We start from the raw sequence: 25,987 nt of genomic DNA on the forward strand, positions 1-25,987 counted from the left end.
GCTTTTTCGAAGAAGCAGGGAACGCACTGGCAAATGCCCCTTCAGATTGTGCCGAGGATGATATCCTTCAATTCGATCAGGGTTTTGATTCGATAGCTGGCCCGTGAGAAGTCATGTGCTTTTGTGAAGTCGTTGTAGACAATGGCACAGTCGATACCGGCTGCCACGGCCGAGTTCAGACCTCTGGATGAGTCCTCTACGACCAGCGTTTCGTCCTTGGCGGCTCCGAGGCGCTTCAATCCGGTCAGGTACGGTTCCGGGTGGGGCTTGGCGAGCCTGTAGTCTTCGCGAACAAGGACGAAATCCATGAACTGTCTGATGTGGCGCTTTTCATGGATGATGTCAAAATCCATACGTTTTGCAGTTGTCACGATGGCCATGCGGGCATATTTTGACAGTTCGGCAAGTGCGTCAACGACGCCTTCGATCTCGATCGCCTCCGTTCTGAGATACTCCTGATAGTAGTCATTGCGAACCTCGCGCTGCCTGCTGATGGCCCGTTCATCAATACCTGCCGCCCTGGCTTGGGCCCAAGTGCCCAATCCCCGACTCATGTCCCGGAGATATCGATCCTTGTCCAGAGTCACACCGATATCCGCCAGGGCGCGTTCTCCAGCTTTGTAGTACCAGAATTCTGTATCCACCAGAACGCCATCGTGATCGAAGAGTATGTACTTTTTCACTCTCTTTATCCTTTCCTGGGAGAGGGGCAGCCGGACAGGCGCGGCAGCTGTAGTCCGTGATCTCCAGCGTCGCCGATCATGTGGTTGCTGCTGCGGTGATCTCGTTCCAGCGGCGGTGGCAGCGCGTCCCCGACGCTGCTGTGAGGAAGCCGGGCGGGGCTCTCGTGGAGGCGTCTTCGCCCCCACGAGAGCCCCCTCTCGGTCAGCGGAGGCCGAGTTGACGAGTGGCTGCCTCGATCGTCTGCGCGAGGAGGACGGCGATGGTCATGGGACCGACACCACCGGGCACGGGGGTGATCAGGCTCGCCCGCTGCCGCGCGGTCTCAAAGTCGACGTCCCCGACGTTGCCCGGGTTGTAGCCCGCGTCGACCACCACAGCACCGGGCTTGATGTCCGCCCCGGCGATGAAGCGCGGACGACCGACCGCTGCGACCAGGACGTCGGCCTCGCGCACGATCGAGGGCAGGCCGACGGTACGGGAGTGGCAGTAGGTCACGGTGGCGTCCCGCCCGAGCAGGAGCATGCCGACGGGCTTGCCCAGGATGGCGCTGCGGCCCACCACCACGGCGTGCTTGCCGGCGAGGTCGACGCCGTATTCGTCCAGCAGACGCAGGATTCCTCCGGGTGTGCAGGAGACGAAGCCGGGCAGACCGAAGCCCATCGCCGCGAAGGAGTGCATGGTGACGCCGTCGACGTCCTTGTCCGGGGCGATCGCCTCGAACGCGGCACGTTCGTCGATGTGGTCGCCTACGGGGTGCTGCAGCAGGATGCCGTGCACCTGCGGATCCGCGGAGAGCGTGCCGACGGTGTCGACCAGTTCGGCGGTGCTCACCGAGGCGGGCAGTGCCACGTGTCGCGACACGATGCCGGCTTTCTCACACCTGGAACGCTTCATCCGGACATACGTGACGGACGCCGGGTCCTCGCCCACCAGCACCGTCGCCAGACCGGGCGCTGACCCGGTGCGCCGACGAATGTCTGCGGCGGCCGCCGAACTGGTCTCGGTGATGCGGCGGCGAGGTCGGTACCGTCCATCAGCCGCGCCTGGTGGGTGTCAGCCACGTGTCACTCCTGAGCTCCATACGAGTCGCCCAGGCGCACGGCAATGACGAGATGTCAGGCCGCTCCCCGGTGGTACTCCACCTCAGCGCCAGTCACGGCCCAGCCCCCACCATAGTCGAGAGGGCCTTCATGAAGAACTGGCTGGAGAGAGGAACGATCAACTCCACAGTCGCCGGACGAGCGAGGCTCCGTTCAGCTTCCTGCTGGTCCGCCGCCACCGCTACGCTTCGCCGAGCAGTAGTGCAGCGACCGCCTCCGGGGCCTCGTGCATGGCGTCGTGGCCGGTTGGGAGGTCGTGGACCTGCCACTCGGGATCGGCTTGGAGCCGGGTGCGGAGTTCAGCGAACGGCGTCCGGTCTTCCCATCCCGAGCAGTAGATGAACTCCCGACGGGGGACCTGCGCGAGCTTGCCGGCGAGCCGGATCGTCTGCAGGAACGAGGCGAGGGGCTGGGGACGGCGTCGGGGATCGCCGCCGTCGGGCGGTCGGACGGCGTAGCCGGTGGCCGCAGCGCCGGCGGCGGCCACTTCCCGGAAGTACTCGTTCGTTGACGACCACCAGGACTCGCCATCGCGCGGTACGAAGGCATCGAGATGCACGAGTCGCGAGATCCGGCCGTCGGCCCGGTCCGCGACGGCGGCAATCACCATCCCGGCGTAGCTGTGGCCGACCAGCGTCGCATCGTTGATGTGAGCGCGATCGAGGAGCCGCAATACGTCGTCGGCGTGCGTGTCGAGGTTGGCGGTCGCGACCGTCGTGTTGTCGTCGTCCGGCCGAAGACCGGTCAGGGTCAGGGTGTGAACGGTGTGACCGGCACGCTCCAGGAGCGGAACCACCGCCTCATATGACCAGGAGCCCTTCCAAGCGCCGGGCACGAGGACGAATGTCGCCATGCGTTTCTCCTTCTCCCAAGCCGCGGCATCGAGGCGCGCTGCCTCGATGTATGTGGTTCGGGTCCGGCGCTCTGCGCGGCTGAAGACCACTCCACATGGAGGAAGTCTCTACAGTTCAAGGTGTGGCTTGCCACCGCTAGGATGCCAACTGATGCCCGTTCACCGCCAACCTCGCCAGATTGCCGGGGCGATGTCACATGTGTGGCCGTCCGGCGGACGCCACCTGTGGCCGTCCGGCGCAACGAGCGAAGTGCAGTCGCACACACGGGGACACCTGGTATACGCCGCCAGCGGCGTCTTGGCAGTGCAGACCGGGCGCGGCACGTCGATCGTTCCCGCCAACCGGGTCGCCTGGACACCCGCCGGGTTCACGCACTGTCACCGCTCCCACGGCGACACCGATATGCGGATCGTCTTTCTCGCGCCATCCCTCGCCCGGCTCATACCAGACCGTCCCGCCGTGTTCCTGGCCTCCGGCCTCGCCCGCGAGGTCCTGCTCGCCCTGACCGGCCCCCGCCAGTACGACGACGCCGCGCCCGACTACAGCCGCTCCGCGCGCTCTCGGCTCCATCGTGTCCTCGTCGATGAACTTCGCGAAGCGGACGAACAGCCACTGCACCTGCCGGAGCCACGGGACGACCGACTCCAAGCCATCGCCCGGATGCTGTACGAGACGCCGGCAGACAACGCCACGCTGGCCGAACTCGGGAAGACGATCGGGGCCAGCACTCGCACCCTCAGCCGCCTGTTGCGCAATGAACTCGGCATGACCTTCTATGAGTGGCGCACGCAGATGCGCATCCACCATGCGCTCGTGCTCCTCGCCGACGGCCACGACACCATCCAAACCGCCCACGCCTGCGGGTGGGCCAACCCCAGCAGCTTCATCGCAGCGTTCACCAACATCGTCGGATCGACCCCGGGCCGCTACCGAGCCACGGGCCAGACGACCGCCCATGCATCTCAACTCCCGATGGTGGTCAAGTCCTCAGGGTGATTCGTACTCGCACCCCGGACCGGGGTGTAGCAGGATTTGGGCTCTGTCTCGCAAGCGGTGACAACGAAGTGTGACGGGCGTCGTTGGCTCTCGGAAGTGCAGGGGGTCGTGCGGCCCGCGTTTGTGCGCCAACGGGTGGCGCACAGAGGCTGGTTAGAATGCCGGCGTGGAGAAGCAGACGGTCAGGCGACAGGCTGTAGTGGCGGTCCTGTGCCAGGGCGGCCGGGTCTTGGTGATCCGGCGAGGTCCTCAGGCCCGGCTTTCTGGCTACTGGGCGCCGTTGAGCGGGAGGATTGAGCCAGGCGAGAGCCAGGAAGAAGCGCTGATCCGAGAAGTGCGCGAGGAAATTGGTCTTCAGGTCGCCGCTGGTAGGAAGGTCTGGGAGAGTACGACCGACGACGCTGCTTTTGTGCTCCACTGGTGGACAGCCACGGCCGAGGGCGGCGAACTGAGTCTTGATCCCGGGGAGGTCAGCGAGGTTCGGTGGGTCACTGCCGAGGAGTTCGGGCAGTTGCATCCTTCTTTCGAAGGGGACCAGCCCTTTTTTCAGGAGATTCTTCCGACGTTGTGACTCTGGTTGCCGCCTTATGGGCTGACGTTGGCCCACAGAGTCGTGCCGGGAACCGCGAGCGCCTCATGCGTCGTACCCCGCGCACCACCTGGACCGTCGGATCGGCCGAACAGCGCCGGCTGTCCTCGGGGGGTGAGTGCGCGGGGGAGTGGTCCGACTCAGCGGTGGCACTGCAGAGCGGACAGGTCGACAGCGTCGGCCATCGCCTGCATGCCCTTGTCGTTGGGATGGACGTGGTCGCCGCTGTCGAAGAACGGCATCATCTCCTGATGGTCGTACGGATTGCGCATGATCGCGTCGAAGTCCGTCACCGCGTCGAACGCACCACTGTTCCTGATCCAGTCGTTGACGCCCTGGCGTACGGCCTCACCGGCGGCGTCGTACTCGGACCAGCCCTTGTACGGCATGACCGTCGCGCCGACGACGCACGTGCCCGCCGCGTGTGCCCGGTCGATGATCTGCCGGTAGCCGGCGACCAGGTCGTTCACACTGACGCCGGTGTGGGCCTTGATGTCGTTGATGCCTTCGAGCAGGAACACCGTGCCGACCCCGGGCTGGGAGAGCACATCGCGCTGGAGTCTGTTCAGGGCGGCCTGTCCGTTGCCGTCGGCGAGGACCTTGTTGCCCGAGATCCCCTCGTTCGCCACACCCTTCACGGTGAGGCCGGACGCGGCCTGGAGCCGCCGGGAGAGGTAGTCGGGCCAGCGGCGGTTCTGGTCCGTGGTCGAGGCCCATCCGTCGGTGATGGAGTCGCCGAGGGTCACCACCGAGTCGACCGCCGTGGCGGTGTCCACGCTGACCGCGTCCAGCCAGTACCAGGAGCCCATCGGATCGGTCCAGTTGATCGCGGCCTCCTCGGCGGCGTGGTCGCCTGCCGTGGCGTAGGAGGTCTGCATGGCCATGCCGTGCCCGGTCGTCGGTCCCTGGGCGCCCGTCACATACAGGCTGATGACGAGATTGCTCTGGGCGGCGAGTGTCCCGGGCAGTGGATCGCTGAGCACGGTCCCACCGGCCGGGACGGTGACCGACGGCCCACCGCCGAACGTCAGCCGGCGGTTGGTGCCGTGGACCAGCTCCGCACCCTGCTGCTGCAGCCCGGCGTAGGCGCTCGCGAAGGTGACCGGGTGGTCGCCGAAGGCGTTGGAAAGGCGGATGCGCATGTCGGTGCCGCCGACGCTGGTGCGGACGATCAGCCGGTAGCTGCGGTCGGCGGGACCGGAGCCCTGCCGGTCGGCGCTGGCGCCCCAGGTGATCACGGAGTGTCGTCCCCGACCTGCCGGGTCCGCCGCTGTGCCCGCCCCGGTCTGCTGCTGTGGCTGCGCTGCCGTCGGAGGCGTGGATTGCGGCCGCGCCTGCGCCGCCCCTGGGGCGGTCAGGGGCAGGCAGACCGCCGTGATCAGGGCGGAGAGGGCGCCCAGTGTGCGTCGCCGGGACCTGGGCTGTACGCGCCGTCCACCGAGGTGTACCGGGTGGGCGCTCATCCGAGGTTCCTCAGCGTGACGGACTCACCGGGCTTGAGGCTGATCTGCTGCGAGGTTGCGCCGGCGACGACGGTCGTGGTGCGGCCGCCCACGCTTGTCAGCGTCGCCTGGGTGACTTTGCCGTTCTTCCAGCTGAGGGCGGCGACGAAGCCGCCGCGGACGCCCACCCCGGAGACCGAGCCGGAGGCCGCCCAGGCGGCGGGCAGCGCGGGCAGCAGCTCGATGTGGCCCGGACGTGAGTAGACCAGCATCTCGATGACCGCTGAGGGGGTGCCGAAGTTCGCGTCGATCTGGAAGATGCCGCGGCCCTGCTCGACCTGGTAGATGTCGAAGAGGTTCATCGCACTGCCGTTGCTGCCGTCCACCGACGGCTTCAGGTTGTGGACGACCAGCTGGTAGGCCTTCTCCGCGTCCTTCAGCCGTGCCCAGCACAGGCTCCGCCAGGCGTTGGCCCAGCCGAAGCTGTCCATGCCGCGCGCGGTGAGGAGTGCCGTCGCACCGGCGAGGATGTCCTTGGGGGTGGAGTCGTCGGGACGGATCCGGTCGCCGGGGAAGAGGCCGAACAGCGGGGAGAGGTGGCGGTGAGTGGTCTCGCCGAGGTTGTCGGGCGACATCCACTCCTCCAGCCAGCCGGTCGTGGGGCTGACCACGGGGAGGTACAGACGCTCACGCAGACCGTCGATGGTCCCGCTGTAGCCGGCGTCCCTGCCGAGCACCCGGGTCGCGGTGCGGTAGTTGCCGAAGAGGTTCCACACCAGCTCCTGGGCGTAGGTGATGCCCTTGGCGTCCAGCGGGCCCTGCTCGGGCGACCAGTCGCTGTCGGCGATCAGCACCTCGCGCGAGGCCCCGGAGGCGTCGGTGACGGTCGTGGTGAGGAGGCGGGCCTCCCAGAACTCCACGGCGCCCTTGATGAGGGGGTAGACCTTCTCGAGGTAGGCGCGGTCCTGGGTGTACTCGTAGTGCTCGAACAGGCTCTGGCAGAGCCAGGCGTTGCCGGCCGGATGCCACCACCAGCCGCCTCCGCCATAGGGGTTGGTGGAGATGGCCACGGTCCAGCCGGCGATCCTGCCGCTGGAGTTGCGGTACCGGTTGGCCGGGCTGTTGAACAGCCGCTGGGTGACGTCCGTCCAGGACGGGAGCTGCGCGAGGCAGTAGTCCGCGAAGGCGTCGAAGCAGTCGGACAGGCCTGCCCGGTCGGCCATCCAGTAGTTCATCTGGATGTTGATGTCGGTGTGGTAGTCACCCATCCAGTCCGGGTCGTTGCCGTCCAGCCACGGGCCCTGGAGGCCCATCGGCAGGCTGCCCCGCGATCCGGAGATCATCAGATAGCGGCCGAACTGCAGGTAGGCGGCCTCGAGTTCCGGGTCGGGGACGTTGTCCCGGTAGCGTGCCTGCACCCGTTCCCAGGTGTCCAGTTCGCGCTGTGCGGCGGAGGACGTGCCGAGGTCGACCTCCAGCTGTGCGAAGAGCGGGCGGAAGTCGGCCACATGGGTGTTCAGCAGGGTGCCCGCGGAGTGGGCGGCTGCGTTCCGGACCTTGGTGACGGCGAGGTGTTCCGGGTCCACGGACGGGTTGCGGAAGCCGGTGGCCGCGTCGGGTGCGTAGTCGGTGCCGCCGCTGACGACGACGGTGAGGTCCTTGCAGCCGCTGAAGGAGATCGACGCGCCGTGGACAGCGACCTTTCCGGTGCTGCTCGAGGCGGTGACGGCGGCGCCGTACTTCAGACCGTTGGCGCAGGAGCCGCCGAACGAGGCGTAGCGCCCCGTGCCCGAGGCGGTGGTGGACTCGCCGTGGGTGCCGGCGAGGGAGACGGTGCCGGTGTAGGCGCCGCCGCCCTGCTGGGAGAAGTGGAGGACGATGGCGTCGTCGGGCCGGCTGGCGAAGATCTGCCGCCGGTAGGTGGCACCGGAGATGTCGTACGAGGTGCTGACCAGGCCCTGGGCCAGGTCGAGGGAGCGGTGGTAGTTGTTGACGGAGCCCAGGTCGTGGTCGGGGATGTCGACGGTGAGCTCGGCCAGCAGGGTCAGGGAGCCGAAGTCGTCGCGGCCGTAGGGGAACTGGCCGTCGCTCTGCAGTGTGTCGTTGGGACCTCCGGTCCACAGGGTGGCATCGGTGATCGTCAGAAATTCGCTGGAGGGGTCGTTGCTCACGAGCGCCCCGAGGCGGCCGTTGCCGACCGGGAGCCCCTGCTCGATCATTGAGCCGGGGGAGCCGGGGGCCTGCCACCACAGCAGGTTCTTCGCGGCGTCGGCCGCGGTGAGCAGGGGCGACTCGGTGGGGCGCAGGGGCGCCGCCGAGGCGGTGAAGGCGGGGAGACCGCCGAGGGCGGTGGCTGCGCCGACGGCGGCGGCGAGCGTGAGGAAGCCTCTGCGGCCTGGGCGGTTGCCGCGCGGTTCGGTGTCCTGGATGTCCACGTTGTGCACTCCCTGTCCGGGGGACGGCTCATGCGGGACCGGCGGATGAGGACCGCCGGGCGTTGCGTGGGGGAACTCGACGGGCGTGGGGGGCCGGGGACGCCGGGGACGCCGGGGGCGGGTCCCCGGGCGCGGAGCCCGGGTGGTGTCACCGGGCCCCGCGGGGTCCGTCAGGGCGTCTGCGGTACGTCGATCCGGTCGATGTCGGGTGCGTATCCGCTGCCGCTGTCGAAGGTGATGGTGTTGGAGCCGGCCTTCAGGGCCAGCTGGACGCTCACGGTGTCGACCGTGCCCCAGTCGCCGGTGGAGGGGAACGGCAGGCTGGTGCCGTTGCCGGTGTTGGAGAACACGGTCACCGGGCGGGGGTCGCCGCTGACGTAGGCGACCTTGACGGTGTAGATCCCGTCCTTCTGCACGGTGATGTCGTTGAACTGGAGCTTGCCGCCGAGGTAGAGGTTGCCGACCTTGCTGCCGCCGGAGCAGGCGTCGCATCCGGCGACGGAGGCGTTGCCGCTGAGGGTGTTGGCTGCGGACTCGGCCTCGTAGCTCGTGGTCGCCACGGCGGTGCCGCCGGGCTTGACGGTGAACAGCCGGGAGCCGTGGGCGGGCAGCGCCTCGGTGATCCTGTTCTTGTACGTCCCGAGGTTCTGCTTGTTCCAGAGGTCGCGCACGGAGGCGTTGCCGGTGAATCCGAAGGATGCCCAGTCGGCGGTGACCGAGGCGGGTGAGTCGCCGAGGTTGAACAGCGCGACGGTGTAGCTGCCGTCGGAGTTCCTGGTGCCCCAGACCTGCTGGTCGCCCACCGGGGTGACAGGCCGCGCGACGGGTGAGTCGTTCTGGTCGACGGCGATGACTTCCTGGTTGGTCAGCAGGGAGACGCCGTAGCTGTCGAGCTTGGTGAGGTCGTCACCGGTGTACAGGGGCGACTTGTTGATGGCCCAGAGGGTCATGTAGCTCTGCCGCTCGGCCTTGGTGAGGCCGTCCATGGCCCCGTTGCCGACGTCGAGGGAGTCGAGGTCGTTCCAGCCGCCGGGGCCTGCCTTGTGGCTCCACGCGGGGGCGTCGTTCCATCGGTCGTTGACCGAGTTCTCCCAGCTGACGAGGGTGTTGCAGTAGCACTCCACGTCGGTTTCGATGCGCCAGCCGTTGGAGTACTGCTTCCAGTCGGCGGCGTGGCCGATGTCGAGCGACCAGGAGAGTTCCAGGTGGATGGGGCGTCCGGTGGCGGCGATGGCCTGGTGCCAGGCGGCGACGTCGGCCACGTTGTTGTAGTTGTCACCTGACTTGAACGAGCCGGGGCCGACACCGTCCAGCTTGAGGAAGTCGTAGCCCCAGTCGGCGAACATCTGCGCCTGTGAGTCGACGTACTTCTGCGCGCAGGGGTTGTCGAAGTCCAGTTTGTAGGAGCTGTCCCAGCCGTTGGTGGTGCGCAGGTCCGGGTAGACGATGTCGGCGGTGGTGCAGCCGGGGGCGTTCCAGACCGGTACCTTGCCGTCGCCGTAGGCCTCCTTCTCCAGGCCCACGGGCAGGTAGATGCCGGCCTTGAGGCCCTTGGCGTGGATGTGGTCGGCGACCGGCTTCATGCCGTCGGGGAATCGCAGCGGGTCGGGCGCCTGGCGGCCGTACTGGTCGTACTCGGGCTTCCAGGTGTTGTCGCGCCACCAGCCGGCGTCGATGTTGACGTAGTCGTAGCCGTACTTCTTGAGCTTGGTGGCGAGGGCGTCCGTCTGCTTCAGGACGTTCGCCTCGGTGAGGTAGCTGTAGTCGCCGTCGGGGTTCAGGCCCGGGTACTTGGAGGACTGCATGCTCCAGCTGGACCAGCCCATGTAGGGCTTGGCGGCTGCGCCGGAGGTGGTGTCCGCGGTGGTCGCGGCGGCGGTCGCGGCCGCGGTGTCGGCGGCTTCGGCCTGGGTGGCGGCGGCCGGGATGGATGTCGCCAGAGCGGCCGTCACGGCCAGCACGAGTGTGGCCCGTGCTGTCCGGGGCGAGGATCCGGCGGGGATTCCGGGCAGGGCTGAGTACGAGGGTGACCGCATGGGGTCGGACCTCCTGTGGTGGGGTCACGGGGATCGTGCGGTGGAGCCGGGCAGGGGATGGGCGCTGGGGACGCGGGGGCCGGTGTGTCACGGCGACCGGCCGGGCGTCGGCTCAGCCCTTGCCCGAGCCGATGGTGAGCCCGCTGATGAACTGGCGCTGCAGCGCGAAGTACACCAGCAGTGTGGGGATCGCGGTCATGAGGGCACCGGCCGCGATGAGGTTGGGGTTGGTGAAGTACTGGCCCTGGAGGTTGGCCAGTGCGGAGGTGATCGGACGCTTGTCGCCGGTCTCGATCAGCGCGAGGGACCAGAAGAAGTCGTTGTAGATCCAGATGGACTCCAGCGTCGCCAGCGCCGCGAACGCCGGGCGGCACAGCGGCAGCACGATCTGGAAGAACTGGCGCCACGCCGGGGCACCGTCGACCAGGGCGGCTTCGAAGATCTCCTTCGGGATCGTCTTCATGTAGTTGCTGAGCACGAACGTGCAGAAGCCGCACTGGTAGGCGATGTGGATGAAGATGATGCCCCAGAGCGAGTTGTAGACGAGCAGGGAGTCGCTCATCCACGACGGCAGCGGTATCAGCAGGTACAGCCGGTACAGCGGCGTGATCAGCACCTGTGCGGGGAGCAGGTTTCCCGCGGTGAAGAGCATCAGCAGCACGACGTTCCAGCGGAAGTCGAACCGTGAGACGAAGAACGCCACGGCCGCGGCGAACAGCAGGGTGCCGAGCACCGCCGGAATGGTGATGAGCACCGAGTTCCAGAAGAAGTGCGGCATCCCGGACTGACTCCAGGCGGCCGAGAAGTTCTGCAGACTGATGCTGTGCGGCCAGGACAGGTACCCGTGCCTGGTGGTGTCCGAGTAGGGCCGCAGGGAGGTGTAGACGGCCCACAGCAGCGGGACGAGCCACAGCAGCGCGATCCCGCCCAGCATGATGTGCCGTCCGGTCTGCCGTCTCGGCCGCCGGGGGGCGCCCGCGGTCTGCGTCAGCAGTGGCCGTGACCGGTGGGCCGGCGGCGTGGCGGTCACGGTCACTGGTCCTCCTTGCGGAAGGTCTGGACGAGGAAGGCCCCGATCGCGGCCAGTGAGACAAGGAGCAGGATGACTGCGAGCGCGGAGCCGTATCCGATGTGGCTGGACTCCCCGATGATGTTGTCGGTGATGAGCAGGGACAGGAGTTCCATGCCGGGCTTGCTGCCGGTGCCGCCGCCCAGCACATAGACGATGTCGAAGGCGCGCAGGGACTCCATGACGGTGACGACCAGGACGATGATGTTGACCGGCTTCAGGGCCGGCAGCACCACCCTCATGAACGTCTGGCGTCCGTTGGCGCCGTCGAGCGCGGCCGCCTCCTTCAGAGCGGGGTCGACGCCCTTGAGCCCCGCCAGGTAGAGGATCATGATGTAGCCGGTGTGCCGCCAGCCGGAGGCGACCAGTACGGCCCACAGGTTGAGGTGGGGGTCGCCGAGCCAGTCGATGTGATGGCCGAGCGCGCCGTCCAGAAGCCCGGTGTCGGGGTTGTAGATGATCTCCCAGATGAATCCGACGACCGCCAGGGAGAGCACCATCGGCGTGAAGATCGCGGTCTGGTAGACCCGGCTGAAACGGATCCTGCGGTCCAGCTGGTAGGCCAGGAAGACACCGAACGGGGTGGGCAGCAGCGCCGTGAACAGCAGCCAGACCACGTTGTGCCGGACAGCCGGCCAGAACGGCGGGTAGTTGGTGAGGATCTGGTGGTAGTTGTCCAGCCCGACCCAGCGGATGTCGGACAAGGTGAGGCCGTCCCAGCCGGTGAAGGACAGGCCGATGGAGGCCAGCGCCGGGAGCCACACGAAGACCAGCAGGGCGAGCAGCGGGATTCCGACGACAACTGTCAGGAAGAGGCGGTCACCAGGACCGAGCCGGCGAGGACGAGGGTGTGCGCGAGACGACGACCAGCGCGAGGGTCGCACGGAGGACATGGTGAACCTCTCCGGTGGGATCAGGCCGTGAAGAAGCGCGAGCGCTGCGACTCGATCTTCCTCAGCAGGGCCGAGCCGTCGTCGGGGTGGTTCAGCCACTCGGTGAAGCCGGGCTCGACCACGGTGGAGATGAACCCCGGGTCGCTGTCGCGGTCTCCGAACTGGGTGATGTGCTTGGCGCCGGCGATGAGTTCCGCGGACTTCTTCTGCAGCGCGTTGTACGAGCTGGTGTCGGCGCCGGAGTTGACGGCGATGTTGCTGGGGTCCACGCCCATGTACAGGCCTTCGGCCTTCGCGCTGCCGAGGAACTCCAGGAGCTTGGTGGCGCCGTCGTGGTTCTTCGGCCTGCGGCTGAGCATGAAGCCGTCGGTGGGCGCCTCGACGGTGTCCTGACCGTACGTCGGGTCGATCTCCGGGAAGGGGAAGAAGTCGATGTCGGAGCGGAGGGACTCGTCGGTGACCTGCTGGCCGAGGAAGAGGCCGATGATCGCCATGCCGGACTTCTTGTCGAGCAGGGACTGTGCAGCGTCCTGCCAGGAGCGGCCGCCGCCGCCCGTCTGGTAGTAGGGGGCGAGCTCCCGCCACAGGTCGATGGCCGGACGACGCGCTTGTCGGTCCAGGCGGCCTGGCCTCGCATCAGGGACATGTGGAAGTCGTAGCCGTTGGCGCGGAGGTTGAGGTAGTCGAATGCGCCGAGGATGCTCCAGCTGTCGCCGCCGCCGTAGCCGGAGGCGATCGGGGAGAGGCCGTCCTTCTGCATCTGCTTGGCGAGTGCGGTGAACTGGCTCCAGTTCGTGGGGATCTGGTAGCCGTGCTGCTGGAAGACGCTCTTGCGGTAGAAGACGGCCCACGGGTAGTTGTAGAGCGGGACGAAGTAGTACTTCCCGTCCTCCCCCCTGGACAGTTGCCTGGTCGCGTCGCTGAAGCCGGCGCCTATCGCGTCCCAGACGTCGTCCACGGGGCTGGCGAGGCCCTTCTTGGCGAAGTACTGCATGCGGTAGCCGGCGAACCAGGTGAAGACGTCGTCCGGGGTGCCCTGCAGATAGGTGGAGATGCTCTTCTGGAAGGTGTCATGGTCGACGGTGTTCGTCCTGACCGTGAGCTTGCTGTCCTTCTGGAAGGCGTCCGTCACCGCGCCGTAGGCCTTCTTCGGTGTGGCGTCCGCGCCGTTCGACCCGAAGGTCACCGTCTTGGGGTCGGACCCGGCCCCGCCGCCGCAGGCGGTGAGGGCGGGCACGGCCAGGGCGGCTGCCCCGACGCCGAACAGCCCCTGGAGCACGGTTCTGCGGTTGAGCCCCGCGGGAGTGTGAAAGCTGCGACTCTGCAGCGTCATTGCGACTCCTAGTGCGTGTCTGATCCGATGAAGGACTGGATCGCGGTGGCTGCGGCCCCGCGTGCCCACTCCTCGAAGGGCAGCGGACGTGTCATCACGTCGCACTGAGCGGCTGTGCCGAAGGCGGACGCGGCGAACGCGTCGCGGATGCCCTCGGCGAAAAGGTCGTAGGCGGCCAGGCCCTCGCCGGAGATGATCACTCGTTCCGAACCGAGCAGGTTGACCACCGAACCGATGGCCCTGCCGATGGCCTCGCCCGCCCGTGCGTAGACCTCCCGGACCCCGGGGTCTCCGCTGCGGGCCAGTTCCAGTGCCTCGGCCGCGGTGGTCACGGGCCTGCCCGTGGCGCTGCGCACGGCGCGCAGGATCGCGGGGTCGGCCGCGATGGCCTCGACGCAGCCGTTGTTGCCGCAGTGGCAGGGCGGGCCGAGCGGATCGATGGACAGATGTCCGATCTCGCCGGCCACGCCGTGCGCACCTGAGACCACCCGGCCGTGCACCACCAGACCGCAGCCGATGCCGGCGCCCACGGTGACCAGGGCGAAGTCGGACAGTCCGACTCCGGCCCCGAACCACTGCTCGGCGACCGTGAGCGCCCGCACGTCGTTGTCGACGGTGACCGGCAGCCCGGTCGCGGTCTCGACGATCTCGGCGAGCGGCACGTCCCGCCACTCCAGGAAGGGCGAGTAGCGGACCACGCCGGCTGCCCGGTCGACGTCACCCGAGACGGCGATGCCCAGGCCCCGCACCTGCACGCCGAATCCGTCGGCCTCCGTGAGAAGTTCGTGCACCAGCGCGGTGACGGAGGGGAGCACCGCCCCCGGCTCGCGGCCCGTGAGCCGTACGTGCCGGGCGACCCGGATCCGGCAGCACAGGTCGGCCAGCACGGCGATGATCTCGTCCCCGGTCACCTTGATCCCGATGAACAGTGCCCTGCCGGCGTCCACCCGTACCGGGTTGGCCGGACGTCCGACAGCGGGCCGCGCCCCTTCGTCCACGCCCTCGACCAGGTAGCCGACCTCCATCAGCGGCCGCACCGCCTTGGTGACCGCGGCAGAGGACAGCCCGGTCCGGCGAGCGATCTCGATCCGGGTGAGCGGGCCGTGGGAGAGGACGGTGGTGAAGACCAGGGAAGCGGCCGGCGTTGTCGCCGGGACCGCCTCATGAGGAGAGGTCGAGCGCATGGCCGGAAACCTAGGGTGATTCTTTTCCGCTGTCAATGAAAGAATCGGATCCCTTTGGAAGCCTCCTGCTCAGGGGTTCACAACCTGCAAAAGGTAGACACGGAGAGGGTGTTGACAGCTGATTGAAGGACGGGTTGGCTGCTCACTGCCCCTCTGTGGTGCTAACCGAACGTGAGGATCCATGGCTGCGATCTCCTTCGCCCCCGCATCCGGGGTCTGGCTGCTCTCCACCGCGCGCACGTCCTACGCGCTGCGGATCGACGACACGGGAGCGCCCTGCCACCTCGCATGGGGACCACGGCTGAGCCTCGCGGCGGCCGCGGACCTCATACCTCCCCCGGCCGTGGAGGTCAGCAGCTTCGAGGGCCGCCCGCCGGCCGGCGAGGAACTGCCCGTCGACGGAGGGGCCCGGTACGGGGCGCCATCCCTCCGCGTGCGGTTCGCCGACGGCACCCGTGCCTTCGAGTGGGAGCCCATGGGCCACCGCATCGACGAACAGACGCCCGGAGCGGCCGAACTGGCCCTGGAGTTCCGCGACCGCCACTACCCGCTGGCGGTCACCCTGCACTACCGGGTCCATGACGACACCGACGTCATCGAGCGCTGGACGGTGCTGCGCAACACCGGACAGCAACCGCTCTCCCTGCTGCGTGCGGACTCGGCCGCCTGGACGCTGCCGCCGCGCGACGACTACCGGATCAGTCATGTCACGGGCCAGTGGTCGTCGGAGAGCCTGCTGCACCGGGAGCCGCTGCCGCACAGCGAGACGGTGCTCACCAGCCGCCGCGGCATCACCAGCCACCATACGAGCCCCTGGGTGATGCTGGACGCCGGCGACGCCACGGAGGACCGGGGCGAGGTGTGGAGCGCGGCCCTGGCCTGGAGCGGCAGCTGGCACATCATCGTGCAGCGCACACCCGACGGACGTACGGCCTTCACCGGCGGTGCCGGCCAGGACGGTGCGTCACTGCCGCTCGCTCCGGGCGAGGAGTATGTGACCCCGTGCTGCGCGGCCGTGTACACCGACGGCGGCTTCGGCGCGGCGAGCCGCGCATGGCATGCGTATGTGATGGCCCATGTGCTCCCGCACCCAGACGAGTTGCGCCCCGTGCTCTTCAACTCCTGGGAGGCCACCGGCTTCGATGTCGACGAGGCCGGACAGAAGGCGCTCGCCGCCCGGGCGGCGGAGCTCGGGATCGAGCTCTATGTCGTCGACGACGGCTGGTTCGGCGCCCGCCGCGACGACAAGGCCGGGCTCGGCGACTGGTCACCGGCCCCCGACCGGTTCCCCGCAGGGCTGGGCCCGCTGGTCGAGGAGGTCCACCGGCTCGGAATGCGGTTCGGCCTGTGGGTGGAGCCCGAAATGGTCAACCCGGACAGCGACCTCTACCGCGCGCACCCCGACTGGGTCCTTCACTACCCCCACCGCACCCGCACCGAGCTGCGCAACCAACTGGTGCTCAACTTCGCACGTGACGACGTCGCCGCGTGGGCGTACGGATGGCTCACCCGACTGGTCGCGGACAACGGCATCGACTTCCTCAAGTGGGACATGAACCGCGCCCTCAGCGAGGCCGGCTGGCCCGGCCGCACGGACGGCCAGGACCTGCTGTGGACGCGGTATGTGCACAACCTCTACGACGTCATCGACCGGCTGCGCGCGGACCACCCGGGGCTGCGGATCGAGACGTGCAGCGGCGGCGGAGGCCGAATCGACCTGGGCATCCTCTCCCGTACGGACCAGGCGTGGCCGTCCGACAACACCGATGCCGCGGACCGGGTCTCCATCCAGTACGGCTTCAGCCAGATCTACCCGGCACGGACGATGGCGGCCTGGGTGACGGACGTTCCCAACCAGCTCACCGGCCGCTCGGTGCCGCTGCGCTACCGCTTCCATGTCGCGATGGCAGGGGTGCTGGCGGTGGGGGGCGATCTCGCCTGCTGGACACCGAAGGAGATCGCCCAGGGCGCGGAATTGGTCGCGGAGTACAAGGAGATCCGACACATCGTGCAGCACGGCATCCAACAGCGGCTCCGCTGTCCCGTCGATGACGCACCGTCCGCGGTGCAGTACACAACGGCCGACCGCAGGGAGGCATACGTGCTGGTGTGGCAGCGGGCGCCGCGCCACGGCACGCCGCGCCCCGCCCTCAGGCTGGCCGGGCTGGACCCCGCCGCGCGCTACCGCGACGTCCGGACCGGTGCCGTGCACCACGCGTCGGTGCTGACAGGGTACGGAATCACGCCCGACCTGCCGTGCGGTGACTGGTCGAGTACCTCCCTGCACCTGGTCAGGGTGGACGACGAGGGGGCCGGCGCCTGAGCGTCGAGCGGTGCCACGGCCGGTTGGAGGAACTGTCCCTGTCGGCATCCGACCCGAGGTGAGTGTGCCCGACGACAGCCGCCGCGTCCCGCCGAATTCTCTTTCGGCGGGACGCGGCGCAGTTCACGCCGCGCAGGGCGGGCCCCAGAGGCCGCCCTGCGCGGGGTGTTGTGCTGGTGCAGATTCTCCGCCCGATCTTGTGACTGTCCGTCCGTCGGTTCGTCGGACTGACCGTGGGCCGGGGGTGAGCTCACCGGTACGGGATGGGGACGGTTGCCGTCGTCCTTGCCGATGAGGAACGGGCGTTGTGAGGGGCGACGGGGTCATCGACAGGTGGTCGACAGCATCCGGTGCCGGGTGCTGACCGATGAGGATCCGGGCTCAGGCCGGAACAGCCGGCTTGAGCACCTCCTCGCACCACTGGCGGAAACCGGTGGGAGAGGGCTGCGCGGACTGGTGCTCGGCGTCGTACGCCCCGCCGATCTGGGCCGCGGCCATGTCGACCAGGCCCTGTGCCCAGGCCTCGCTGGCCCCGCGACTCAGAGCCGTCTCCTTGTACGCGTCGAGGGCAACCGGCTGGCAGCGGACCGGCCGCTCCAGCACCTCGGACATGATCTGAGCCATCTCCTCGGGGGTAATACGGTCGGGGCTGACCAGCGGGATGCCGTCCTGCCCGCTCCAGGAGTCGTCGAGCAGCAGCCGCGCGGCCGTCGCGGCGATGTCGCGGGTGGCGATCGTCGCGAGCACCCGGTCCGCCACGAACGGCAGGAAGAACGTCCCCTGGTCCCTGATCGCCTCGACCTGCATGAGCAGGTTCTCCATGAAGGCCGCCGCCCGCAGCGCCCGGAAGCTCACCCCCGTGGCCCTGATCAGCTCGTCCTTGGCCACGGACGCCGTCAGGTGCCCGGCGTTCTTCTCGATTCCGGTGCCCAGGGTCGATACGGCGACGACGCGCTTGACACCGTGACGGGTGATCGCCTCGCATGCGGGCCGGGTCCAGTTCAGGTAGTGCCCTTCGACGCTGTCCGTCCGGTGGTCCGGCGGCACCAGCCAGAACACGCTGTCCGCGCCCGCGAACGCCTCCATGACGACATCGGGGTCGCCGTGCGAGCCGGGGACGACCTCGACCCGATCGTGTGCCCGGGCAGGAAGCCGGGAAGGGTCACGGGCAATCACACGGATCGGCTGCTCGCCGGCGAGCAGGGCGTCGAGGACCTGGCGGCCGATCCGGCCGGTGGGAGTGGTGATGACAATCATGGAAGAAGCATCTGATCCGGATCGGCGGGACGGAAGGATCGCCAGGATCCAGCTTGTTACCCTCAGGGACATACCAAACGGAGGTGCCAGACCGTGGAGTCCCGCCCGCTGCGTTACTTTGTCGCCGTCGCCGAAGAACTCAACTTCGCCCGCGCAGCGACACGCCTCGGCATCTCCGCTCCGCCCCTGTCCCGCGCCATCCGCAACCTCGAAGCGGAGCTCGGCGTCTCCCTCTTCGAACGGACCACGCACAGCGTCACGCTGACCCCGGCCGGCACCGTACTGCTCGCGGAGGCACGGACCGCACTGGACGCCCTTCAGGCAGCCGGGCGCCGGGCCCAACGCGCGGCCGAGCCCAAGCTGGTGCTTGCCGTGAAGGCGGACGGCGACGGAGGCCTGCTGGAGGCCATCCTCGCCCGCTACACCGCCGAACCGGCGGCCGAGCCGGTCACCATCCGCCTCTCCGGCTGGCGCGACCAGCCGAGCCTGCTGCGCCAGGGCGAAGCCGACGCGGCCCTGATCTACGAACCGTTCGACCGCACCGGTCTCGACACGGAGCCGGTGACTGTCGAACGCCGCCTGGCCGCTCTCCCGGTCGGCCACCCGCTGGCCGCCCGGGAGCGCATCGCCCTCGCCGACCTCGGTCTCCCGCGCACCGAGCACGACTCCCAGGGATGCCTGGCCCGCCACCTCGACACGATCGTCGACCGGTACGCGATCCAGGACCTCGCCCAACTGCTCAAACTCGTCGAACTCGGAGACGTCATCACCCTGCTCCCGGAATCCGTGTGCACCCGGTACCCGCGACCGGGCATCGCGTACCGCGAGGTCCCGGACGCACCCCCGGCCACCCTGTCGATCGCCTGGCCCCAGCAGTCCCGCTCCAGGGCGACCGCGGCCCTGGTCCGCACAGCGACGTCAGTCGGCGGAACACACGGACAGCGACGCACGCCGTCAGGCGCTGGGCACCGCTGACCCGGCCGGTCCTGCAGCCCCGGCAGGGGGCAGGACGGCCCGCAACGCATCCGTTCAGCGCGTCAGGCCCGAGGCGCGGGAGTGAAGGCAAGCATGTCCGCGGGTTCTCCGGAGCGGGCAGCAGCGACCAGGGACAGCGAACGCATCCGGTCCTCCGGGTCGTACACCGGGGTCGAGAGCATCAGTCCATCCGCCCCGGTCTGCGGCGCCACGGCCGCGAGCCGTCGAAGCACCTCATCAGGGGTCCCATACGGGCCGGATGTGACAGGCGAAGGCGAGTGGCAACCCGAACTCGGCGGCGAGCTCGGCGCCGGCAACGCTCGATGACAGCAGCCACGGCTCGGGAAGCGTGTCCGCTCCCGGCAGTACTCGCCGGGCATCCGCATGCGCCAGGTATTCCAGCAGTTCGATGTGTATGGGGAACTGTCGCGTTGTTGGTGGTCGCTGCACCTCCGATGTGGTTCGGGTGCTCGTCGGTGAACGCTGCGAGCGCAGGTGTGGCCGGTCGAGCTCGGCCGCGAAGAAACGTGCCGCTGCGTTCAGGATCCCGTTCGCCCGCATAGGCCGAGCGGGATACGGGTGACACGGTGGGGCGCCGTAGGGGATCAGCGCCCCACCGCAGATCGACTGCCGCTTCCAACGCCCGGCTGGACGAGCGGCGTACGCCAGGCCGATCAGATGGCGAACGTCACCTGGTTGAGCTTGCCGGAGTCCTGGGCGGCGGCGTCCGTGATCTGCAGACGCCACAGACCGGCCCGGCGTTCGGCGGACAGGTCCACGGCGTAGTACTCGTTGATGTTGTCGGCGCTGCCGCCCTGCCGGTTGCGCAGTGGGTAGACCCGGCCGGAGGTGCCGATGAGGTTGATGATCAGGTCGCCCACGTAGGTGTGGGTGATGTCGACGTGGATCGAGGAGGTGGCGGAGGCGAAGCCGGCGGCGCTGTTGGGCGCGTCACGATAGACGGTGGACAGGTCGGGGATGGTCAGGACACGGTGGTCGGTCATCGTGGTCCAGGACCCGAACGAGGCGATGGTGAGGGTGAAGGTGGTGGTTGCGGTCTCGGGCAGGGCGTCGGTGGCTGTCGCCGTGACCGTGTAGGTGCCCGCCTGGGTGGGCATTCCGCTGACGACCCCGGTCACGGGGTCAAGGGCGAGGCCGGGAGGCAGCCCCTGCGCGGACCAGGTGACCGGAGATACGCCTCCGGTGGCGGTGAGGGTGAACTGGAGGGCGGGGTCCAGCGGCACGTTGAGGTTGAGGGTGACCGGCGCCACGGGACGTACGGAGAACAGGGGGAACGGGCAGGGGATGAGGAGCTGGGCGTTGCGGTTCTGGGCCGGGTTGTCACCGGGGACCGTCTCGCCGTCGCGTCGCAGATCGATGCCGCGGGAGACCTCCTGCGGGTCGTTGGTGGCCAGTTCGCGGCCCAGGGACGCCAGGCCGGCAGGCGTGCTGATGTCCCCGTTGTAACTCAGCGGCGCATCGGCGTCGATCATCGTGGTGAAGATGGAGAGCATGCCGTCGCCCTCGGCGACCTCGATGAGCCGGCTCTGGATGGGCCAGTCGATGTGGGAGGCGGTGTTGATCTCCCAGAAGCCGTTGCGGTTGGCGGTGTCGTCGAACTCGACGACGTGCGGCCACAGGTTGTTGGCGTGGGTATGCCCGTTGACGAGCATGATCACATTGGGGTAGCGCAGCAGCAGGTCGCGCACGGCTGGGCCCTGCTTGCCCGGGCTGTCCTTGGTCATGGTGGCGATGGTGTGATGGCAGAACAGGACGATCAGCTTGTCCTGGACCCCGGGGTTGGCGACGAAAGTGCCGCTGGTCAGATCGGGCCGGTAGCGGGAACTGCTGGCCCTGAGCTGAGTTTCCAGCCACGCGAACTGAGTGTTGTCGATGATGCCGTCGGCGCCGAAGCTGGTCTCGTCCACCGTGTCCAGGCAGATGAACTGGAACAGGTCGTCAGGCCCGGACGGGATCGCGTAGTAGCCGGTGCCGTGACTGTTCTCGAAGCCGTGGCCGACGGGGCCCGGCGCCGCGGTCGTGGTGAAGTGCTCCTGGATGAACTCGCTCTTGCCGAGCAGCCGCCGGTTCGCGTCCGCCCTCACCGTGTGGCTCTCGATGGAGAAGTCTCCGGTGAACACCGACTCCAGCACGTCCTCCAGGGCCGACACCGTGCTGCCGAGACGATCGGGCAGGCCGGTGACGCGGGCGATCTTGGAAGATCCGATGGCGATGTGGTTCAGCAGGTCTTCCGAGAAGAAGTCGGCGAGGCCGAGGTCCGCGTTGCCCTGCACCAGCAGGTCGTGGTTGCCGATGGCCGCGTACCACGGTATGCCCAGACCAGTGGCGGTGAACGCCTTGCGCGACGCGCTGAGCAAGCCCGGCACGGTGGGGAAGGCGGCGTACTTGGGACCCTGGAACTGCGGCTGGTCCTCGCAGATCCAGTACCGGGCGTCGGGCCCGCGGACTCCGCCGGACACGCTCTGGTCGCCGCCGCCGATGATGCCGGAGTCCGGCTGCACGGTGCCGCCGTCGAGCAGGTCGATGTACCAACGGGTCTCGTTGTACTGGGCGTTGTCGACCGCATCGCCCGTCACCAGCGTCAGCCTCAGCGGCAGGCCGGTCGCCGGGCCCTTGCCGAAACGCTGCACGGCCCGGCACATCGAGTCCGCGAGCTGCGCCGACAGCATCTCGTGCGGACGGTACGCGGAATCCGTGCCCCAACTCGCGAAGTGCGGGGCGCCGGCATCGTCGAACTCGTCCAGGTACTCCACCCGGGCCGGCGACTTCTGGTCCATGATCTGCATATCGGAGATCTGCGCGAAGGCGATCAGCGAGCGCGTCATCTGCGGTGGCGTGCCACTGGGGAAGATCCGGCGCACGAGGTGGGGCTCGCCGGGGCCCGTGGTGATCCCGAAGTAGCCGTTGCCGAGGTCGGTACGGACCAGGGTGCGGTCCAGCGTGGTGACCACCGGCCCGCTGTCCGCGGTCGCGGCGTGGGCCGTGGCGGCCCGCCCGCAGAGGTGTCCCAGGGGGTCCAGGGCGGTGATGAGCACTCCCAGGGTGCCGGCCGCCAGAACACTTCGCCGAGAGGGTTTCACGTCGACTCCTGTCGCAGCGCGGTAGCGCACGGAAAGGTCTGTGGGATGCCGGTCCGGAGACCCGCCGTAAGGGTGTGACGGCGAGTGGAACGGCATCGAGAGAATGAAGTACGGGCGAACGTCGGCGCAAGAGGGAACATCCACTGGGCCGGCCATGCAACCCGTGGGTGCTGAACGGATGTCACAGGATGGAACGTCAGTGAAATGCCAGTTGGCCAGCGCCATTCACGCGAGGAGGCAGGAAAGGTCCCCGTGCCCTTCCCGGGCTGACGAACGCTGCTGTGGTGGCGGCGCTCCGGCCCATCCTCGATGGCGGGCAGACCCTACCACCCCATGGTGATCTGCTGATGACGAGGCGACAGTTGACGATCAGAACCGGCCGGTCTGCGCCTTGTCCGTGTCGATGGAGCTCAGTCTGAGAGGCGCACGCCGATCCCGACGGAGTGCAGATGACCTGCCGAAACAGTGAGCGCGCCGAACCACACGGCGTGCTGGAGCCATGTCGGGGTGGCCGGCACAAGGAGGCAGAACCGCACCTGGCCCGGAACGGCGCCCGCGGAAGCGGGCGCACAGGGGATGCGGCCGTGGTGCGGCCCGGTCGAAGAGATTCCACTGTTCAACCTCTTGTACTGACCGGTAATCATGCCCCACTCTCAGTTCACCGGCCCTACCGCCCGTTCGTTCAGGCTCACTCGGTGGCGGCCCTCTTCAGCGACTCCGCTCGGCCCTCGCCCCCCTCAGGAGGTCTCCTGTGCCCCCGTTACGTGTCCGTACCTTCGTGGCCGCCATGAGTGTGACCCTCGGCGTGTGTGCCACCGTTCTGTCACCGAGTGCGTCAGCGGCTCCGGACCGATCGGCGGCGGCCGCGACGACCAGTGCGTCCTCGGTGGCGCCCTTCGTCGAGCCGTCGTTCGCGGCCACCTGCACCTGGCACGAGTTCGGGGAAGGCGAACAGCCCCCACTCTCGCTGTTGTTCGTCAATCCGTTGTGTGTGGAGTACAGCAAACGCGACATCACCTTCGACGACGGTGGCGCGCTCACCTTCCTGCTCGCCGAGCCGTCACGGTTCGCGGCCGCGTTGAGCACGTGCCGGTACTACCAGAAGGACCACTGGAGCGTGCAGACCACCACCGGGGCGACTCCGTTGGTTGCGTGGGACGGCCAGTACTGGTGGAACAAGGTCGCCCAGAAAGCAGGCGCGCGACTGACGAACTTCCGGATCGACGGAGTGCCGGTCGGTGTCGGGGACGTGGTCGTCGCGCTGCGGGCGGGCGGCTTCCCCAACGTGGCCGATGTGCTGGCCGCCTACGGACAGGACCCGGGTGAGAGCGGGGCCACCGTCGCGCTGCCCTTCGACCTGTACTGCGCGGTCCTGGGATGAGCGGTCCTGGGATGAGCGGCCCGGAGAGGCGCGACGTCGACCGTCGGACTGTACTCAAAGGACTGACCGCCGCAGTCGCGCTGCTGGGGGCCGGCCAGTTGGTGTCGCCCGGTTCCGCCGTGGCAGCCGACGGCGCGGCGGCCGAGAGCTGGACCGTGCAGACCCTCGAGGCGTTCGCCGACACTCTCATCCCCGGAGAGCGCCGCTATTCCGGGGACCTGGCCATAGCGGGCGCGGTCACCGGACCGGGCGCGGTACAGGCCGGTGTCGTCGACGTGCTCACGTCTCCCGATCTGCCGCTGGCGCCGCTGCTGCCGGAGATCGGCGCGCTGCTCAACGTCCGCGCCACCGCCTACGCCGTGGCCCACCTCATCATTTTGCCGGTGACCTCACCCCCGTTCGTCGGCCTGTCCTTCAACCACCGCACCAAGCTGGTCGGTGGACTGTTCGGCCCGGACGACCTGGACAGGCCCATCTGGCAGCTGCTCGCCCTCATCACCGGGCTGGCATTCGACACGGCTGCCCACCGTGACACCCGGGAGGCGCTGGCGGCCGGCCATCCCGGTCTGACGTGGCTGCGCTTCCCCAGCCCGGACCCCGACGGCCTGTGGCGGTTCCCGCAGTTCTCCTACGGCCGCGTCCTTGCGACCTCCCACCCGGCCACGACCGTCTCGGGGAGCCCGGCATGAGCGTGGAAACCACCGACGTCCTTGTCGTGGGCAGCGGGTTCGGCGGCGCCATTCCGGCTTATCACCTCGCCGCCGGGGGCGCCCGGGTCACCATTCTGGAGCGCGGGCCCCGGCTGGCGGCCGAAGACTTCGCCCACTCCTTGCAGTTGGGCACGTACAACCGCATCGTCGACGTCATCCAAGGCGACGGCGTCACCGTGGTGGCCGGGAACTGCGTCGGGGGCGGCAGCGTGGTGTACTTCGCGGCCTCCCTGCGTGCTCCCGCCTTCGCCTTTGAGCGCCGCGGATCGCTCGGCCGGCGCATCTGGCCTGCCTCCCTCACCCGTGCCGCGCTGGACCCGTGGTACGACCTGGTGGAGGAGACACTTCCAGTGACCCGTACGACCTGGGACGATGTGTCCTACGCCGGCGGGGTGCTGGCGGCGGCGTGCACCAGGGCCGGACACACCTGCAACCCGGTGCCGGTGGCCGTCGACACCAGCCGGTGCACCAACTGCAACTGGATGCTCTCCGGCTGCCGCTTCGATGCCAAACGCTCCATGCTGCTGAACTATCTGCCGGGAGCAGAGGCGTACGGAGCCGACATCCGGCCGCTGCACGAAGTGCAGGTTCTCGGGCCGTCCACAGAATCCGGTTACCGGTACTCCGTCGCATACACCGTCCTCGACCCGGACGACTACACCTGCACCACGGACGTCGGGGTCATCCACGCCAAGGTCGTGGTGCTGGCCGCGGGAGCCGTGGGCACGCCGGTGATACTCCAGCGGTCCGCGCTCACGCTGGGCGGCCTCCCGTCCGCGGTCGGCTGCTACTTCTCCGGCAACGGCGACCGGGTCAGCGTTGCCGACGTCACGAAGCCAAAGTGCGTTCCCTGCTGGGGTTGTCCCGGCCGGACGGAGTCGCGTACGAGGGACTGCCGATCGGCCGCCCCATCACCGCCGCCACCTATGACTACCTGGATCCGGCGGCCCCGGAGTTCAGCCGTTTCATGCTCCAGCAGATCTACTTCCCCACGATCACCAATCTCCTCGCCCAGACGACGACGTCACCCAGCTGGTTCGGCGTCGCCAAACGCGACATGCGAGCCAGGTGGCCTTCCTGGCTCACCCTGCTGGCCATGACCGAGGACGACAACGAAGGCACCTTCGGCACACCGCCGGTCACCGGAAGCTTCCTCCGCCTGGCGCCCGGACTCGGCGAGGGGACCATGCGGTTCCACCCCACGGCTCGTACCCGCGGCGCCTGGAACACCGCCGACGCTGCCCTGCGCTCCATCATGGAGAAGGACGGGCTCGCCCAGGTCCGCCCATGGGCAGAGGACCCGGCCGCGACCGTCACCGCCCACCCCATCGGTTCCGCACGCATCGGCGACGATCCGGCGACCAGCGCACTGACCGACACCCATGAACTACGCGGGCACCCCGGCATCTTTGTCACCGACAGCGCGGCTGTCCCGGCATCCCTGACCGTCAACCCCTCCCTGACCATTGCCGCGCTGGCTGAGCGGGCCACTCCGGGAATCGCGGTTCGCGCCAGGGAAGCGGGCGCTCCGGTCACCTACGTCGGAAGGTTGTGAGGGCTGCTCCACCAGCGTCCGGCCGTTGAGAGGATGAAGACGATCCTCGCCCATAGCCGATACTCCCGCC

The 25,987-nt window shown here is 68.5% G+C and carries 18 protein-coding genes, 3 pseudogenes and 1 riboswitch; of the genes and pseudogenes, 8 read left to right on the top strand and 13 right to left on the bottom strand.

Going from position 1 to position 25,987, the window contains the following annotated elements:
• Window positions 1-41: 41 nt before the first annotated feature.
• The 3 genes and pseudogenes from AB0761_RS36520 to AB0761_RS36530 all read right to left on the bottom strand — a co-directional run bounded on the left by AB0761_RS36520 (window position 42) and on the right by AB0761_RS36530 (window position 2,637).
• Entirely contained in the window at window positions 42-683 is a 642-nt protein-coding gene (locus tag AB0761_RS36520) for an HAD family hydrolase (protein WP_377273577.1), read from the bottom strand.
• Between the two features lie 202 nt (window positions 684-885).
• Window positions 886-1,718 (bottom strand): annotated as a pseudogene (locus AB0761_RS36525) (bifunctional 5,10-methylenetetrahydrofolate dehydrogenase/5,10-methenyltetrahydrofolate cyclohydrolase).
• A 47-nt stretch (window positions 1,719-1,765) separates the two neighbouring features.
• Window positions 1,766-1,851, bottom strand: a riboswitch (ZMP/ZTP riboswitch).
• Between the two features lie 114 nt (window positions 1,852-1,965).
• Window positions 1,966-2,637, bottom strand: a complete 672-nt coding sequence (locus AB0761_RS36530) for an alpha/beta fold hydrolase (RefSeq protein WP_377273578.1) — start codon at window positions 2,635-2,637, stop codon at window positions 1,966-1,968.
• Between the two features lie 250 nt (window positions 2,638-2,887).
• Here AB0761_RS36530 and AB0761_RS36535 point away from each other — a divergent pair, with 250 nt between their 5' ends.
• Window positions 2,888-3,634: an AraC family transcriptional regulator gene (locus AB0761_RS36535; RefSeq protein ID WP_377274507.1), complete on the top strand. Its 747-nt coding sequence runs from the start codon at window positions 2,888-2,890 to the stop codon at window positions 3,632-3,634.
• 166 nt (window positions 3,635-3,800) lie between these two features.
• The gene (locus AB0761_RS36540) at window positions 3,801-4,205 is read left to right on the top strand and encodes an NUDIX domain-containing protein (RefSeq protein ID WP_377273579.1); all 405 of its coding nucleotides are present in this window, start codon (window positions 3,801-3,803) and stop codon (window positions 4,203-4,205) included.
• A gap of 158 nt (window positions 4,206-4,363) precedes the next feature.
• On the opposite strand, the gene AB0761_RS36545 is transcribed toward AB0761_RS36540, so the two are convergent.
• The 7 genes and pseudogenes from AB0761_RS36545 to AB0761_RS36575 all read right to left on the bottom strand — a co-directional run bounded on the left by AB0761_RS36545 (window position 4,364) and on the right by AB0761_RS36575 (window position 14,615).
• Window positions 4,364-5,686, bottom strand: a complete 1,323-nt coding sequence (locus tag AB0761_RS36545) for an SGNH/GDSL hydrolase family protein (protein ID WP_377273580.1) — start codon at window positions 5,684-5,686, stop codon at window positions 4,364-4,366.
• Complete coding sequence (locus tag AB0761_RS36550) at window positions 5,683-8,100, bottom strand: glycoside hydrolase N-terminal domain-containing protein (RefSeq protein ID WP_377273581.1); 2,418 nt, start codon at window positions 8,098-8,100, stop codon at window positions 5,683-5,685. Before AB0761_RS36550 ends, AB0761_RS36545 begins: the two co-directional genes overlap by 4 nt.
• Before the next feature lie 170 nt (window positions 8,101-8,270).
• Window positions 8,271-10,136: an alpha-galactosidase D gene (locus AB0761_RS36555; RefSeq protein WP_377273582.1), complete on the bottom strand. Its 1,866-nt coding sequence runs from the start codon at window positions 10,134-10,136 to the stop codon at window positions 8,271-8,273.
• 112 nt (window positions 10,137-10,248) lie between these two features.
• A complete protein-coding gene (locus tag AB0761_RS36560) occupies window positions 10,249-11,172 on the bottom strand; it encodes a carbohydrate ABC transporter permease (protein WP_377273583.1) in 924 nt (307 codons plus the stop codon).
• The gene (locus tag AB0761_RS36565; RefSeq protein ID WP_377273584.1) at window positions 11,169-12,098 is read right to left on the bottom strand and encodes a carbohydrate ABC transporter permease; all 930 of its coding nucleotides are present in this window, start codon (window positions 12,096-12,098) and stop codon (window positions 11,169-11,171) included. Before AB0761_RS36565 ends, AB0761_RS36560 begins: the two co-directional genes overlap by 4 nt.
• 20 nt (window positions 12,099-12,118) lie before the next feature.
• Window positions 12,119-13,431, bottom strand: a pseudogene (locus AB0761_RS36570) (ABC transporter substrate-binding protein).
• An 8-nt stretch (window positions 13,432-13,439) separates the two neighbouring features.
• The gene (locus tag AB0761_RS36575; RefSeq protein WP_377273585.1) at window positions 13,440-14,615 is read right to left on the bottom strand and encodes an ROK family protein; all 1,176 of its coding nucleotides are present in this window, start codon (window positions 14,613-14,615) and stop codon (window positions 13,440-13,442) included.
• 181 nt (window positions 14,616-14,796) lie between these two features.
• On the opposite strand from AB0761_RS36575, the gene AB0761_RS36580 reads away from it, so the two are divergent.
• On the top strand, window positions 14,797-16,938 hold the full coding sequence (locus AB0761_RS36580) for an alpha-galactosidase (protein ID WP_377273586.1): 2,142 nt from the start codon (window positions 14,797-14,799) through the stop codon (window positions 16,936-16,938).
• Between the two features lie 381 nt (window positions 16,939-17,319).
• Here the strand turns inward: AB0761_RS36580 and AB0761_RS36585 are convergent, their stop codons facing one another.
• The gene (locus AB0761_RS36585; protein ID WP_377273587.1) at window positions 17,320-18,195 is read right to left on the bottom strand and encodes an NAD(P)H-binding protein; all 876 of its coding nucleotides are present in this window, start codon (window positions 18,193-18,195) and stop codon (window positions 17,320-17,322) included.
• 93 nt (window positions 18,196-18,288) lie between these two features.
• Here AB0761_RS36585 and AB0761_RS36590 point away from each other — a divergent pair, with 93 nt between their 5' ends.
• Window positions 18,289-19,170 (top strand): LysR family transcriptional regulator, encoded by an 882-nt coding sequence (locus tag AB0761_RS36590; RefSeq protein WP_377273588.1) that lies wholly within the window; start codon window positions 18,289-18,291, stop codon window positions 19,168-19,170.
• Between the two features lie 237 nt (window positions 19,171-19,407).
• On the opposite strand, the gene AB0761_RS36595 is transcribed toward AB0761_RS36590, so the two are convergent.
• The gene (locus tag AB0761_RS36595) at window positions 19,408-19,731 is read right to left on the bottom strand and encodes a hypothetical protein (RefSeq protein ID WP_377273589.1); all 324 of its coding nucleotides are present in this window, start codon (window positions 19,729-19,731) and stop codon (window positions 19,408-19,410) included.
• A 113-nt stretch (window positions 19,732-19,844) separates the two neighbouring features.
• Window positions 19,845-22,271, bottom strand: coding sequence for a TIGR03767 family metallophosphoesterase (locus AB0761_RS36600; RefSeq protein ID WP_377273590.1), 2,427 nt, complete (start codon window positions 22,269-22,271; stop codon window positions 19,845-19,847).
• A 787-nt stretch (window positions 22,272-23,058) separates the two neighbouring features.
• Here AB0761_RS36600 and AB0761_RS36605 point away from each other — a divergent pair.
• The 4 genes and pseudogenes from AB0761_RS36605 to AB0761_RS36620 all read left to right on the top strand — a co-directional run bounded on the left by AB0761_RS36605 (window position 23,059) and on the right by AB0761_RS36620 (window position 25,917).
• Window positions 23,059-23,652, top strand: coding sequence for a hypothetical protein (locus AB0761_RS36605; RefSeq protein ID WP_377273591.1), 594 nt, complete (start codon window positions 23,059-23,061; stop codon window positions 23,650-23,652).
• 11 nt (window positions 23,653-23,663) lie between these two features.
• The gene (locus AB0761_RS36610; RefSeq protein WP_377273592.1) at window positions 23,664-24,341 is read left to right on the top strand and encodes a DUF5987 family protein; all 678 of its coding nucleotides are present in this window, start codon (window positions 23,664-23,666) and stop codon (window positions 24,339-24,341) included.
• A pseudogene (locus AB0761_RS36615) lies at window positions 24,338-25,057 on the top strand (GMC family oxidoreductase N-terminal domain-containing protein); the annotation flags it as partial. The gene AB0761_RS36610 and the pseudogene AB0761_RS36615, both read left to right, overlap by 4 nt.
• 146 nt (window positions 25,058-25,203) lie before the next feature.
• Window positions 25,204-25,917, top strand: coding sequence for a GMC oxidoreductase (locus AB0761_RS36620; RefSeq protein WP_377273593.1), 714 nt, complete (start codon window positions 25,204-25,206; stop codon window positions 25,915-25,917).
• Window positions 25,918-25,987: the final 70 nt, after the last annotated feature.

This window comes from Peterkaempfera podocarpi, assembly GCF_042466665.1.
Lineage (GTDB): Bacteria > Actinomycetota > Actinomycetes > Streptomycetales > Streptomycetaceae > Peterkaempfera > Peterkaempfera podocarpi.